Origin of the sequence: Aquipseudomonas alcaligenes (assembly GCF_003205495.1) — a bacterium.
GTDB lineage: Bacteria > Pseudomonadota > Gammaproteobacteria > Pseudomonadales > Pseudomonadaceae > Aquipseudomonas > Aquipseudomonas alcaligenes_B.
In genome coordinates this window covers 65681-79851 of sequence record NZ_QJRX01000004.1, presented here as the reverse complement: position 1 = coordinate 79851, position 14171 = coordinate 65681, and the positions used below count along the sequence as shown (strand labels likewise).

Genomic DNA, 14171 nt, shown 5'->3' with positions numbered 1-14171 from the left:
ACCCAACAAAAAACCCGCTCGATGAGCGGGTTTTTTGCTTTCCGGGGGCAGCTATTTCAGGCTTTCGAGGAACGCCTGGTAGTGCCGGGCCGTCTCCTCGGGGCGCTCGATCATCGGTGCATGGCCGCAGTCTGGCATGATCACCACGCTCGGTTGCTTCAGCAGCGGCTTCATCACCTCGATGCTGGAAACATCCAGCACGCGGTCCTGCTCGCCCCACAGCAGCAGCGTCGGTACCTGAATCTTCGGTAGCTCAGGTTCCAGGGGTACATAGCGCTCGCGCAACTGGGCGAAGATCTTGTCGTAGTGCACCTGGTTGGCCATGGACTGCTCGGCGAAGTGGCGCTTGAGCGACTCCGGCAGGGGCGGCGGGTTGACGAAGACGAAACGCATCAGCGCATCGAAGTCCTCGGCCTGGCGTACCACCAGCGGATTGGGCTGGCCGCGCTCGATCATTTCGAACATCTCGCTCTTGCGTGGCGAGGTGACGCCGGCGTTGTCCAGCAAGGCGACGCTCAGGATCTGTTCGGGATGGCGGGCGGCATAGAGCGCGGCGATGTGGCCGCCCATCGAGTTGCCGATCAGGTGCAGGCGGGTGAGGCCCAGTGTCTTGGCAAAGGCATGCAGGCGCTCGGTCTGGCTGGCGACGTCGTAGTTGATGTCCGGTTTGCTGCTTTCGCCGAACCCCGGCAGGTCCGGCGCGATCACTCGGTAGTCCTTGAAGTGGCGGGCGAAGCGTAACCAGTTGTCACGGTTGGCGCCGAAGCCATGCAGCATCAGCAGGGGTTCGCCCTCTGCCGGGCCGCCTTCATAGTAATGTATGGTCAGACCTTCGACCTGCACCGTGCGGGGTTCGAGGCCCGCCAGTTGCCGCTCGACGAATTGCACGCTGGCCAGCAGTGCGCCGGGGGAGAGGTAGAGCACTCCCGCAGTAGCGGCCAGCAGCAGGATGAGGCTGAGCAAGAACTTTTTCATGGCGATTCCTTATCGCTAATTATTATTAGGTGTGCGGGTTACGCTAGCATGAAGCGGTTCGGCTCCGTGAGCGAGTCGCGAACCTGTCGCCATGATCATTCGAGCGGTGCATGAGATGCGAGAAACACTGCTGTTGAAGGCCCTGCCACTGCTGGCCCTGCTGCTGTTGCCCGGCTTGTCCGCTGCCGTCGGCAAGTGCGAGCGCCTGGTGGCCACCGGCAATCCGGAATACCCACCTTACCTGTGGCGAGATCCGCAGAGCCCGCAGCACCTGATCGGTGCCAACGCCGACCTGCTGACCCTGATCGGCGAGCAGCTCGGCGTGAAAATCGAGATCCTGCACACCGGACCCTGGTCGCGCGCCCAAGACGAGGTACGCACCGGCCGGGTCGACCTGCTGGCCGGCGCCTTCCTTACCCTGCCACGCCTGGAGCACATGGACTACGTACACCCGGCCTTCTTCGTCACGCCCAGCGTGGTCTGGGTGCGCAAGGAACAGGGCTTCCCCTACAGCGGCTGGGAGGACCTGCGCGGGCGCACGGGTGGTACCCTGGTGAACAACAGCTTCGGCCAGCAGTTCGACGCCTTCGCCAAGGCCAATCTGAACCTGGAGGAGGTACCCAGCCTGATCCAGGCCTTCCAGAAGCTGTTGCTTGGACGCACCGACTACGTGCTGTACGAACGCTACCCGGGCGTGGCGCTGGCCAATACCCAGGGCATGCTGGACAGCCTGGAGACCCTGGAGCCGCCGATCTCAAGTGAAGGGCTGTACCTGACCCTGTCGCATAGCTCGGCCTGCAACGATCCCTGGCTGCGCGGACAGCTGGCGAAAAAGATGACAGAATTGGTCGCCGCCGGCCTGCCGGAAACTCTTCTGCAGCGCAACCTGGAGCGCTGGAAGGCCCAGCAGCTGCAAGCCGCCGACGTTCCCCCGCAAGAGCAGGAAGTGCCTCAGTGAACCGACCCCTTATTCTCGCCCTGGCGCTGCTGGCCCTGGCCGGCTGTGCCAACGACCCGGCTCCGCACGAGCAGATGCGCCTGACTACCCAGGCCGTGCAGCAGGCCCGCGCCGTCGGTGCCGACCAGCAGATCGAGGAAATGCAGCTGGCCGAGAAGAAACTGGCGCGTGCCGAGAAGAACATGGGCGAGGCCGACTACAAGCGCGCCCGCATGTTCGCCGAGCAGGCCGAACTGGATGCCCGCCTGGCCGAGGCCAAGGTACTCAACCTGAAGAGCCAGAAGCAGCTGGACGAACTGAATGCGCGGATCACCCGCCTGCGCAAGCAACTGGGGGAGATGCCGTGATGGTCAAGGTCACTCTGGGCGGCGCCATGCTGCTGTCCCTCGCCCTGCTGGGTGGATGCGCCAGCCAGCAGGGGCGCCAGGCCGTAGCGGATGCCGAAGCGAGCTTCCTGGCGGTCAAGGAAGATACCGACGTGCTGCGCAGCGCGCCCAAGGACGTGATCCGCGCCGGTGAGACGCTGGCCCGCGCCGAGCGCCTGTCCAGCTATTGGGGCAGCGGCCAGGATGTCGAGCATTTCGCCTTCCTCAGTCAGCGCTACAGCCAGATTGCTCGGCAGCATGCCGAGTTGAACCTCAACCAGGAGCGTCTGGCCAAGCTGGAGCTAGAGCGCGAACGCCTGCAGCTGGCACTGCGCGAGGCCAAGCTGCTCAGCATCCAGCAGCAGGGCCAGTGGCTGGAGGAGCAGGTGGTCAGCCTGGCCGCCAGCGAGACCGACCGTGGCCTGGTGATGACCCTCGGTGACGTGCTGTTCGATGCCGGCCGTACCGAGCTCAAGGCTTCGGCCAACCGCACCATCCTCAAGCTGGTGCAGTTCCTGCAGATCAACCCGCGGCGCACGGTGCGCATCGAGGGCTATACCGACAATCGTGGCGATGCCCGGGAAAATCTCGAGCTCTCTCGCGCACGCGCGCAGGCGGTGGCCGATCTGCTGACCGACCTCGGCATCGAAGGGCGGCGCCTGGAGGTGGTGGGGTACGGTGAGGCTCATCCATTGGCCGAGAACGCCTCGGCCAAAGGGCGTGCGCAAAATCGCCGGGTGGAGATCCTGATCTCCGATGAGGCCGGCAAGCTCGGCGCCCAGCGCTGACACAGCCGTCGCTGCAGCGAAAACCCCGGAGCCCAGGCCCGGGGTTTTTTGTTGGGTCACAGTCTGATGTGAGTGGTGCAAATTTCACTCTGAGCTGGAACAGATGCAACTGTACCGCTAGCATATTTACTGACTGTATCGCCAAGACTGAACTGTATTTCGCTACTGTTATGGTTCAGTCGCGAATGGAGTTTCCTCATGACCAGTTTGTTGCTTTACCAGCGTATCGCCCAGCAGCTGGCCGAGGATATCCGTCGTGGCGTCTACCAGCCGGGCGAGCGCGTGCCTTCGGTGCGCAAGATGAGCTCGCAGCTCAGCGTCAGCCACGCCACCGTGCTGCAGGCCTACGCCAACCTGGAGGACATGGGCCTGATTCGCGCCCGTCCGCAGTCCGGCTTCTATGTGCACCAGACCGCCGGCCTGACCGCGCCGACCCCGGACATCGCGCGGGTCGAGCGTCCGTCCATGGTCACCCGCAGCAGCATCATCAGCCAGGTGCTCACCGAGTCGCGCCAGGAAGGGGTGTTCCCCCTCGGCGCCGCCGTTCCGCACGTTGACTACCTGCCGGTGCGCTCGCTGCACCAGCAACTGGCCAAGGTCACCCGCTTCCAGAGCCCGCGCGCCTTCAGCTACATGTTCAGCCCCGGCTACGAGCCGCTGCGGCGCCAGGTGGCGATCCGCATGCGCGACGCCGGCGTGGTGGTCGACCCTTCCGAGGTGGTGATCACCCACGGCTGCGTGGACGCCATCCACATGGCCCTGCGGGTCGTGACCCAGCCGGGCGACCTGATCGCCGCCGAGTCGCCGACCTACTACGGCCTGCTGCAACTGGCCGAAGTGCTGGGCCTGAAAGTCATCGAGATCCCCAGCGATCCGACCACCGGGCTCAGCCTTGAGGCCCTGCAGCTGGCCGCCAACCAGTGGCCGATCAAGGCCCTGGTGCTGACCGCGCGGCTGTCCAACCCGCTCGGTGGCAGCATCCCCGAGGAGCGCCAGAAGCAGCTGCTGCGCCTGACCGCCGACCACGGCATCCAGGTGATCGAGGACGACATCTACGGCGAGCTGCTGTTCGAGCCGGGGCGCAGCAAGGCGCTCAAGGCTTTCGATCGCGACGACCAGGTGGTGTATTGCTCGAGCTTCTCCAAAACCCTGTCGCCGGGCGTGCGCATCGGCTGGATCATCGCCGGGTGCTATCAGGAGGAGGTGGAGCGGCTGCAGACCTTCAGCACCCATTCGGCCTGCAGCGTGACCCAGATGGGCGTGGCTGCCTACCTGGAGAACGGCGGCTACGACCGCCACCTGCGGCACATCCGCCAGGAGTACCGCAAGAACATGACCGCCTACCAGCTGGCGGTGCAGCAGCACTTCCCGGAAGGCACGCAGATGACCCGGCCCAATGGTGGCTTCATCCTCTGGGTCAGCCTGCCGGGCAAGGTCAGCGCCCAGGAGCTGCATGTGCGGGCGCTGCAGCAGGGCATCAGCATCGCCCCGGGGCTGATCTTCAGTAACACCGAGCAGTTCAACCACTGCTTGCGGCTGACCTGCGGCGTGCCGTGGAATCGTGAGTCCGAGCGGGCGATCATGACTCTCGGTGCCCTGGCCAAGCAGCTCTGCCAGGAAAACGCTTAACCCGAAACGGCTGGCGGCTCCGTCTACCCGGGCGAATGGACTTTTCGCCCGAGGAGACCCCGCCATGTCCAGCATCGCCCCCCAACCCCTGCTCGCCAGCTTCGGCGCCACCTTGGCGCTGGCCCTGGCCGCCTGCAGCGCCTCCCACGATGAATCGGCCAGCCGTGCTGCGCCGCCACAGCTGGCCGAGCCCGAGGCCAAGCAGGAAGTGCTGCGCGAGGAGGTGGATGCCAACGCCTCCTATGCTCAGCCCTCGGGCGCGGCGGGATCGATGGAAGCCCGCAAGGCTGTACCACAGCTTATGCCGATGATCGCCCCGGCGGCGCCGCTGGCCGACAGCGCTGCCTTCGGCTACCAGGACGTCTACCGCGAGCAGTACCAGAAGATCGAGAGCAGCCCGGTGCAGGCCGTTGCCCAGCAGCCGGTATCGACTTTCAGCATCGACGTCGATACTGGCGCCTACGCCAACGTGCGCCGTTTCCTCAACGATGGAAGCCTGCCGCCCAAGGACGCGGTGCGCCTGGAGGAGCTGGTCAACTACTTCCCTTACGCCTATCCCAAGCCTGAGGGCGACGTGCCGTTCAGCGTCGCCACCGAGCTGGCGACCACTCCATGGAACCCCGAAACCCGTCTGCTGCGCGTGGCGATCAAGGCCACTGAGCTGAGCGCCGCCGAGCTGCCGCCGGCCAACCTGGTGTTCCTGGTCGACGTGTCCGGCTCCATGGACCGTCGCGAGGGCCTGCCGATGGTGCAGAGCACCCTCAAGCTGCTGGTCGATCAGCTGCGCCCGCAGGATCGCGTGGCCCTGGTTACCTATGCCGGCAATGCCAGCGTGGTGCTGGAATCCACCGCCGGTAGCGACAAGGCCAGAATCCGCGCGGCCATCGACCAGCTCAGCGCGGGCGGCTCCACCGCCGGCGAATCGGGTATCCAGCTGGCCTACCAGGAAGCGCAGAAAGGCCTGCTCAAGGACGGCATCAACCGCATCCTGCTGGCCACCGATGGCGACTTCAATGTCGGTATCAGCGACTTCGAGACGCTCAAGCAGCTGGCTGCCGACAAGCGCAAGAGCGGTGTGTCGCTGACCACCCTTGGCTTCGGCACCGACAACTACAACGAACAGCTGATGGAGCAGCTGGCCGATGCCGGTGACGGCAACTACGCCTACATCGACAACCTGCGCGAGGCGCGCAAAGTGCTGGTCGACCAGCTCAGCTCGACCCTGGCCGTGGTGGCCAAGGACGTGAAGATCCAGGTCGAGTTCAACCCGGCCGAGGTCAGCGAATACCGCCTGCTGGGCTACGAGAACCGCGCGCTGAAGCGCGAGGACTTCAGCAACGACAAGGTCGATGCCGGCGAGATCGGCGCCGGGCATACCGTCACGGCGCTCTACGAAGTGGTGCCGGTGGGCGCCAAGGGCTGGCTGGAGCCGCTGCGCTATGCCCAGGCCAAGGAGCAGCAGGGCAAGGCCGGCGAGATCGCCTGGCTGCGCCTGCGCTACAAGGCGCCAGAGGGCGGCGCCAGCAAGCTGGTCGAGCGGCCGATCGCCAAAGGCGAGGCCACGCCGATCAACCAGGCCAGCGAAGACCTGCGCTTCGCCGCGGCGGTGGCCGCCTTCGCCCAGCAGCTCGGGGATGCCAAGTACACCGGCGACTTCTCCCTGGCCGACAGCGCTAAGCTGGCACGCGGCGCCAAGGGCGAGGATCCGTTCAGCCTGCGCGGTGAGTTCGTGCAGCTGGTGGAACTGGCGCAGAGCCTGCAAACTCCGCAAAACGTTCAAGTCAGGGCCGACTAATTGAACCAACCCATGAGAGACGATGACGCCGCGCTGCTGCGGCGTTATCGCAACGGCGAGGCGGCCGCGTTCACCCAGCTTTACGAGCGCCACCGCCTCGGCCTGTTCCGTTTCCTCCTTGGCCTGTGCGGCGACCATGCGCTGGCCGAGGAGGTGTTCCAGGAAACCTGGATGAGCCTGATCCGCAGCGCCAGCGAGCAGCGCGAAGCGGTGCTGTTCAAGACCTGGCTGTACCAGATCGCGCGCAATCGCCTGATCGACCACTGGCGCAAAAGCGGTCGCCACCAGGGAAAGCTCGCTGAGTACGATGAGGCGCAGCACGCCAGTGCCGACCCGGGCCCCGGTCCCGAGCAGCAGCTGCTGCTCAGCCGCGACCAGGAGCGCCTGCAGGCGGCCCTGGCCGACCTGCCCGAGGAGCAGCGCGAAGTGTTCCTGCTGCGCGCCCATGGCGACCTGGAGCTGGCGGAGATCGCCGAACTGACCCGAACCCCGGCGGAAACCGTGAAGAGCCGCCTGCGTTATGCGTTGAACAAGTTGCGTCGGCTGCTGGCCGATCCGGCTTCGGCCGAGGAGGTATCCGCATGAGCCAACAACCCCACGATCTGCAGCAGGAGCGCGAGCTGCTGGAGCATTTCCGCCAGCACAGCCAGGGCGAGCCTTCCGCCGCCGTGGATGCGCTGATCCTTGATGCCGCGCGCCAGGCCGTGAGCCCGCCGGCACCCCGGCCGAATCCTGTCCAACGCCTGCATGCCTGGTTGTTCGGCGCCGGCAGCCGCACCCGCTGGTCGGTGGCCGTGGCCGGCCTGGCCGTCGTCGGTATTGGTCTCAACCTGGCGCTGCACACCCGCGATCAGTTGCCGCAAACCTACGACGCGCCGGCGCCGGCCTCTGCCCCGGCACTGCAGGAAATGGCTCCGGTCATGGAAGCGCGCAAGCAGAGCGCGGAGCCTGAGTACAAGAAGGCCGAACAGGCGCAGCGCTCGAGCGCAGGCTCGACTTCTTTTGCCGTCTCGCCGGCGGCCAACGCCGCGCCAAGATCGATAGCGCCGCCCACGCCGCAGGCCGCAGCGCCGGCTGGAGCGCTGGCTGATTCTGCAGGGTCGGTCGAGGCGGATGTGGCTCATGATCAGGCTCAGCCGACTGCCATGCTCAAGCAGAAGGCCCAGGCCGCAGCCAGAAGCAGTGAGGCTCCAGAAAAGCTCCAGGCAGAGGCATCGCCCAAGGTGCTGCAAGAGACGCTTAACGAGGATCAGTTGGCCGAAACCCTGGGGCATTCCGCCGTGCCTGAGGCGCCGCCACTGGAGCTGCATTTGCGTACCCTGCTGCAGCTGCGGCGCGAGGGTAAGCAGGCCGAGGCGGACAGGCTGCTGGCCGCGCTGAAACAGGAGTTCCCGCAGCGGGATCTGGAGTCGGAGCTCAATCGCCTGCAACGCGAGGCAGAAAAGCCGGCCAGTTCCCGCTAGGCATGGTGCAGGGCGGTAGAATGCCGCCCTCAACCGCGCAGGGAGCCGCGCCATGGCCAATATGGAAACCCCGGAAGCAGCCGCAGAGTCGCTGGGCAAGCTCGTGATCAAGCTGCTCTGGGAGCTGGTCAAGCTGGTGCTGCCCATTGTCGCCGTGGCCATGCTCGCGCCCTGGGCGGCGCTGGCTCTGGTGGCAACGTTCGCGCTGCTCACCGGGCTGTGCGCCCGGCTGGGCTGGCGCCGCGTGGCTGCGGTCCTGAGCTGGCTGCTGACCGCTGCGGTGATCGGTCTGAGTTTCTCTCTGTTCGCCTGGCTGTCGGCCTGGTGGGCGGTGCCGCTTTGCGCGCTGCTGCTGTTGTTCGGGCTGGCGCTGGTGGCCAGCTACGAGAAGCGTCTCGGCCTGGCCAAGGCCAAGCCACAAATAGCCGAAATCGCCACGTCGAGCGGCTCCAGCGCCTGGGGTGGAGGTGATCTGCAGACTCCGGAAGGCGAGACCATCCGCACCTTTGCCTGGGGTGAGATCGCCATGGGCGGGCCGACCTACGGCAGCTACCTGTTCCCCGATGGCGTGCTGCTCGAGGGCCTCGGTGCTTCGGTACGCTTTTCCGCCAGCGGCCGCTACTTCGCCGCGCCGCTGCCGAGCCGCGAGCGCTGGGGCCTGTTGATTCTCGACCGCCAGCAGCGACGCGTGTATCGCAATGCCGAGATCGGCGAATTTTGGGAGATCGACGAGTTCAGCGACGAGGCCATCGGCGGTCGGCACAGCCCGCTGGTGTGCAACCAGGCTTATCGCATGTCGCTGGCCGAGCTGCTGGCGCAGAGCGAGGGCGTCGACCTGGTGGCGATGCGTGACCTGTGGCTGGAGCCGGGCTGGTCGGTGGAGCTGGACGGGCGCGATTTCCCTGCGCCGGCCGCGGCGCATCGCCTGCGTGGCGTGCCGTACCTGCCGGAAACCCTCCGCGAGCTGGAGGACCCGCTGCAGCCGCTGCGCTACCCGGCACTGCGTCTGGAGATCGATGGCGAACCCAGCGACCTGCTGCTGGCGGCTGACGAGCTGCCGCTGTGGCGCGACGATGGCCAGGCCCTGGTCTGCCGTATCGGCCGCGCCTGGCCGAAGACACTCTGGCTCTGGCAGGCCGGGCAGGGCTGGCGCGAGTTGCCCGAGCCCTGGGTGACCGCCGAGACGGAGCCGGGGCTGCTCTGGGATGAGCCCTGCGCGCTGACCCAGACGGAGCTGCATCTGCAGGGGCGCCTGGCGACGGCGCAGCTCGACCACCTTGGCTTCGGTTACCAGCTGCAGCATTACTACGGTGAAGTTGAAACCGTCATTGGTCATGACCCAGAAGGACGCCTGCTGCTCGGTGAGCAGCAGGGCGCCGGGTTGACCCGCGTCCTGCCGCTGGAGGCCAAGGGCGTGCGTGGCGAGGGCGCTGTGCTCGGCGAGGCGATGACGGGCGGTGAGTCGCCGCGCTTCGAGTGGCGGCGCGACAGCCGCGATGGTCGCCTGGGCGCCTATGCCTGTCGAATCGGCGACTGGCAGCTGGAGGGTGAGTGGCTGCTTGATCATCGGGTGTCCGACTGCGGTCGCTACCTGGCCTTGATCGCGTTTGCCGAGGCGCCGGCGGTGCCGCACAGGCTCTGCGTCGCGGATCTGCAGCGGCGTGTCCTGCTGGAGTTCGCGCAGCGTCCGCTGATCGCCGGACTGCTGGACTTCCGTGCGGGCGTACTGAGCCTGGCCTGCATCGTCGGTCGGCTGGGGCGCGACGAGCGGGACACGGCCCTGCATCGTTATGACCGGGCAGCGCCGGCGGCCGAGCAGGCGGCAGGCTTCGTCGAGCGAGACGAGCACTCGCGGCTGTATCAGCGCCGCCTCGCGCTGCGCGTCGCTGCGGACGGTCTGCAGGCGCTGCCAGGCTGGCGCCTGGTGGAGCGTCCGCAGGTGGCCAATGCCGACGGTGACTTCATCCTGCCGGCGCCCGGTGGGCGGGATGCCGCCTGGCTGTTCGGGGCGCAGAGCGAGTATCGCGACGGCTACCCGCGTGAGCGCCACCCGCGCGGCGATGGCTGTCTGCTAACCGCCTCGGGGATGGGCCTGGCCGATGTCGGCCCCGCGCTGATCTGGTCAGCCGATGGCCGCTATCTGGCGCTGACCCGCCATGTGCCTCGTATGCAGGCTAGCGAGCGGGCCGACACCGACCTCTGGTACCTGCTGCTGCTCGATATGCACGCACGCACCTTGCGCCAGGGCGAGCAACACCTCGGCTGCATGCCGCATTTCCAGCGTTTCGACGCCCATGGTCTCGAGTGGCGGGTCCTGCCCACCGACTGGGAGCATGAAGATTCCGCCGCCGAATGGCAGGCTTGCCGCCAGCCGCTGGAGGCGCTGCTGGCTCTGCCCACGGTCGCGCTGCAGCCCTGTGGCGAGCTCTGGATGCCGGCCGCGGAACTGGCGCGTGCCGAACAGTGGCAGGGCCTGGATCGCCGGCATCTGCAGGCCTGGTGCAACATGAGGTAAAGCCTGCGGCTTGCCAGATCGCGGGTCTGGGGCGAGCATGAAGGCATTCTTCAGGCAAACCTGCTGATCATGAAACTTATTCGCCCGATGGCCCTGGGCCTGGTCGTCACCCTGCTGGCGGCCTGTGACCAGGCGCCGGCGCCGCCCGAGCCGACCCCGGCGGCAGAACCTGCCGCTCCTGCCGTGGAGCAACCCAAGGTGCCCGCTCAGCCAGTCGAGGTAGAGCGCACCGTCGAGGCCAAGCCGGAGCAACCGCCCGCACCACCCCGGCAAGACGCCCGAGTACGTGCCGCACCACCGGACAAGGCGCCAGAGGCGGCTCGCGTACTGCCCAAGGCTGCACAGGAGCCCGCACCTAAGGTCGAGCCCCTGCCAGCGGACAAGCTCGATCTGCGCCTGCCGGATGAACTGGTACAGCGCCTGGAGCTGGGGGCTCCGCTGGAGCAGCCCGAGCGCGAGCCGCTGTTGCCGCCGCTGTTCGTGGAGAAACCGGCCGAGCCCGGTCCCTATCAGCTCAACGGCCGGCTGATCACCAATGACCGGGTGGATGACTACTGGGATTCGGTGGAAGGGGCGGAGCTGCAGATCGAGTTCCGCAACTAGCGCGTCGTGGCGGCAGCTATTGCGCCGCCGAGAGCGGCGCCGGCAGGCACCAGCCCGGCGTGGTGGCCGGTGCCTGCCGAGTCGCGCCTCAGTCGACGAACAGGTCGGTCATAAGCTTGCCGGCCGGGTCATAGCGGTACTGTTCGAAGTCCGTCTGGCCCTGCTCACGCAGAATCTCCTCATCGATCAGCAGGCGGCCGCTGATGCTCCGTCCGCTGCTGGCGAGGATGGCGTAGGCGGCATCGGCCATGATCGCCGGCAGGCGCGCGGCCTTCATCACGGCGGGCCCGCCGGCCTCGAACTCGATGGCGGCGGTGGCGATCACCGTCCTCGGCCACAGCGAGTTGACGCTGATGCCGTACTTCCTGAATTCCTCGTGCATGCCCAGGGTCAGCATGCTCATGCCGTACTTGGTGGTGGTGTAGGGCCCGTAGCTGGCGAACCACTTGGGATCGAGGTTGAGCGGCGGCGACAGGCTGAGGATATGGCCCTGGGATTGCTTCAGGTAGGGCAGGGCGGCCTGGCTGCAGACCATCACCGCGCGGGTGTTGATCTGGAACATCAGGTCGTAGCGCTTGGGCTCCAGGTGCTCGACGCCCTTGAGGCGGATGGCGCCGGCGTTGTTGATCAGCGCATCGATGCCGCCGAAGTGCTCGGCGGCCTGGGCCATGGCCGCTTTTACCGCTTCCTCGTCGCGCACGTCCAGTTGCAGGGGCAGGGCCTTGCCGCCGGCGGCGACGATTTCCTCGGCCACCGAGAAGATGGTGCCCGGTAGCTTCGGGTGGGCCTCGGCGCTCTTGGCCGCGACCACGATATTGGCGCCGTCGGCGGCGGCCTTGAGGGCGATCTCGCGGCCGATGCCGCGGCTGGCGCCGGTGATGAACAGGGTCTTGCCGGAAAGGGACATGATCGGCCTCTTGTGGTCGGTTGGGTGGGGCGGGTTGGCCCCTCACCCCAACCCTCTCCTGGAGGGAGAGGGGACGGTTTTTATTTGGCCCGGATGCAATCCGGGTTGGATTGGCCCCCGGATTTCATCCGGGCTACGGCCGCATCAGGCGTCGGCCTCGATTTCCACCAGCAGCTGGCGGTTCTTGACCTGGTCGCCCTTGCTCACGCCAACCCGGCGGACCACGCCGTCCACGCCGGCCTTGAGCGGGTGTTCCATCTTCATTGCTTCCAGCACCACCAAGAGCTGGCCCTTGCTGACGCGTGCGCCTTCCTCGATCAGTACATCGACGATGGCGCCGTCCATGGGTGCCTTCACCGCGCCGGAGCTGGCGGCGTTCTGGCCGCCGGCCGGCTCGTGGGTCACGTCGGTGAGCTCCAGGTTGCTGAAGTGGCCGAACAGCCACAGACGATCGCCGTCGTGGTGGTAGGCCTGGCGGCGGCGGATGCCGTCCTGCTCCAGAGTCAGCCAGCGGCCATCGCTGGCCAGCAGGCGCAGGTCAACCAGGCTGTCACCCACGCGGGCGCGCAGCTGCGGCTGGGCGCCATCGCCGAGCACTTCCAGCTCGACCACGTGCTTGTGTTCACCCTGTTTGAGGATGAAGCGCCAGGGCGCGCTGCCGGCACTGCGCCAGCCAGCCAGGCTGGACTGGTGGCTGCGGCTGTTGGCCGATTCCTGATAGAGCAGGGCGGCGGCGATGGCCAGCTCGCTGGCGGCCGGCGCCTGCGGGGTCAGGCTTTCGTCGCTGGCAAAGTGCTCGGCGATGAAGGCCGTGGTGGCGTTGCCGGCGGCGAACTCGGGGTTGGCCAGCAGGTTGGCGAGGAATCGCTGGTTGCCGTTGACCCCCAGCAGCACGCAGTTTTCCAGGGCGCGAACCAGCTTGCGCCGGGCGTCCTCGCGGGTCGCGCCGTAGGCGATGACCTTGGCCAGCATCGGGTCGTAGAAGGGCGTGACTTCCTGACCTTCGACCAGGCCATGGTCGATGCGGATGCCTTCCAGCAATTCCGGCTCCCAGCGCAGCACACGGCCGGTCTGCGGCAGGAAGTTGTGCGCCGAATCCTCGGCGTACAGACGCACTTCCATGGCATGGCCGGTGAGGCTGATTTCGTCCTGCTTGAGCGGCAGGGGCTGGCCTTCGGCCACGCGGATCTGCCAGGCCACCAGGTCCTGCCCGGTGATCAGTTCGGTGACCGGGTGCTCCACCTGCAGGCGGGTGTTCATTTCCAGGAAGAAGAACTCGCCGCTGGCATCCAGCAGGAATTCCACGGTGCCGGCGCCGACATAGTTGACCCGCGCAGCGGCCTTGACCGCCGCCTCGCCCATGGCGCGACGCAGATCGGGCGTCATCACCGGGCAGGGCGCTTCTTCAACCACCTTCTGGTGGCGGCGCTGCACCGAGCAGTCGCGCTCGCCCAGATAGACGATGTGGCCGTGCTGGTCGCCGAACACCTGGATCTCGACGTGACGCGGACGGATCACCGCACGCTCCAGAATCAGCTCGCCGGAACCGAAGGCGTTCTGCGCTTCCGAGCGGGCAGTGCGGATCTGCTCCTGCAGCTCGCTGGCCTGATGCACCAGGCGCATGCCGCGACCACCGCCGCCGGCGCTGGCCTTGATCATCAGCGGATAGCCGATGCGCTCGGCCTCACGCACCAGGGTGTCGTCGTCCTGAGCCGCGCCTTCGTAGCCGGGAATGCACGGCACGCCGGCTTCGAGCATGGCGATCTTCGACAGGCGCTTGCTGCCCATCAGGTGGATGGCTTCCACGGTCGGGCCGATGAAGACGATGCCGGCGGCCTCACAGGCGCGGGCAAAGTCGGCGTTCTCGGAGAGGAAGCCGTAGCCCGGGTGGATGGCGTCGGCGCCGGTCTTCTGCGCCGCTTTGATGATGTTGTCGATCACCAGATAGGACTGGTTGACCTGCGCCGGGCCGATGCACACGGCCTCGTCGGCCACCTGTACGTGGCGGGCGCCGGCGTCGGCCTCGGAGTACACCGCCACGGTGCGGTAGCCGAGTTCCTTGGCGGTGCGCATGACGCGGCAGGCGATTTCACCGCGGTTGGCGATCAGGATCTTGTTGAAGGCGGGCATCGTCGTGCTCCTGCTAGTCGTAGCCCGGATGCAATCCGGGGTG

12 protein-coding genes are annotated in these 14171 nt (G+C 66.9%); 9 read left to right on the top strand and 3 right to left on the bottom strand.

Translation table 11 applies throughout. The features are described 5' to 3' along the window. Positions 1-51: 51 nt before the first annotated feature. Complete coding sequence (locus tag DMO17_RS08320; protein WP_110682033.1) at positions 52-975, bottom strand: alpha/beta fold hydrolase; 924 nt, start codon at positions 973-975, stop codon at positions 52-54. A gap of 115 nt (positions 976-1090) precedes the next feature. Between DMO17_RS08320 and DMO17_RS08315 the strand changes: the two genes are divergently transcribed. The 9 genes from DMO17_RS08315 (at position 1091) to DMO17_RS08275 (ending at position 11091) form a co-directional block, all read left to right on the top strand. After that, entirely contained in the window at positions 1091-1933 is an 843-nt protein-coding gene (locus tag DMO17_RS08315) for a substrate-binding periplasmic protein (RefSeq protein ID WP_110682032.1), read from the top strand. Beyond that, positions 1930-2280: a DUF4398 domain-containing protein gene (locus DMO17_RS08310; RefSeq protein ID WP_110682031.1), complete on the top strand. Its 351-nt coding sequence runs from the start codon at positions 1930-1932 to the stop codon at positions 2278-2280. The genes DMO17_RS08315 and DMO17_RS08310 overlap by 4 nt, the downstream gene beginning before the upstream one ends. Continuing rightward, positions 2280-3086 (top strand): OmpA family protein, encoded by an 807-nt coding sequence (locus DMO17_RS08305; RefSeq protein ID WP_110682030.1) that lies wholly within the window; start codon positions 2280-2282, stop codon positions 3084-3086. Before DMO17_RS08310 ends, DMO17_RS08305 begins: the two co-directional genes overlap by 1 nt. A gap of 198 nt (positions 3087-3284) precedes the next feature. Beyond that, a complete protein-coding gene (locus DMO17_RS08300; RefSeq protein ID WP_110682029.1) occupies positions 3285-4715 on the top strand; it encodes an aminotransferase-like domain-containing protein in 1431 nt (476 codons plus the stop codon). Positions 4716-4779: 64 nt separating this feature from the next. Then, on the top strand, positions 4780-6510 hold the full coding sequence (locus tag DMO17_RS08295) for a vWA domain-containing protein (protein WP_110682028.1): 1731 nt from the start codon (positions 4780-4782) through the stop codon (positions 6508-6510). Next, the gene (locus tag DMO17_RS08290) at positions 6511-7095 is read left to right on the top strand and encodes an RNA polymerase sigma factor (RefSeq protein ID WP_110682027.1); all 585 of its coding nucleotides are present in this window, start codon (positions 6511-6513) and stop codon (positions 7093-7095) included. It abuts the gene before it with no gap. Beyond that, complete coding sequence (locus DMO17_RS08285) at positions 7092-7973, top strand: hypothetical protein (RefSeq protein WP_110682026.1); 882 nt, start codon at positions 7092-7094, stop codon at positions 7971-7973. Before DMO17_RS08290 ends, DMO17_RS08285 begins: the two co-directional genes overlap by 4 nt. A gap of 52 nt (positions 7974-8025) precedes the next feature. Then, positions 8026-10488: an energy-coupling factor transporter transmembrane component T family protein gene (locus tag DMO17_RS08280; RefSeq protein WP_110682025.1), complete on the top strand. Its 2463-nt coding sequence runs from the start codon at positions 8026-8028 to the stop codon at positions 10486-10488. A gap of 69 nt (positions 10489-10557) precedes the next feature. Beyond that, positions 10558-11091, top strand: coding sequence for a hypothetical protein (locus tag DMO17_RS08275; RefSeq protein WP_146224903.1), 534 nt, complete (start codon positions 10558-10560; stop codon positions 11089-11091). 88 nt (positions 11092-11179) lie between these two features. Here the strand turns inward: DMO17_RS08275 and DMO17_RS08270 are convergent, their stop codons facing one another. Next, entirely contained in the window at positions 11180-11998 is an 819-nt protein-coding gene (locus tag DMO17_RS08270; protein ID WP_110682023.1) for an SDR family oxidoreductase, read from the bottom strand. Between the two features lie 144 nt (positions 11999-12142). Then, entirely contained in the window at positions 12143-14128 is a 1986-nt protein-coding gene (locus DMO17_RS08265; RefSeq protein WP_110682022.1) for an acetyl/propionyl/methylcrotonyl-CoA carboxylase subunit alpha, read from the bottom strand. Positions 14129-14171: the final 43 nt, after the last annotated feature.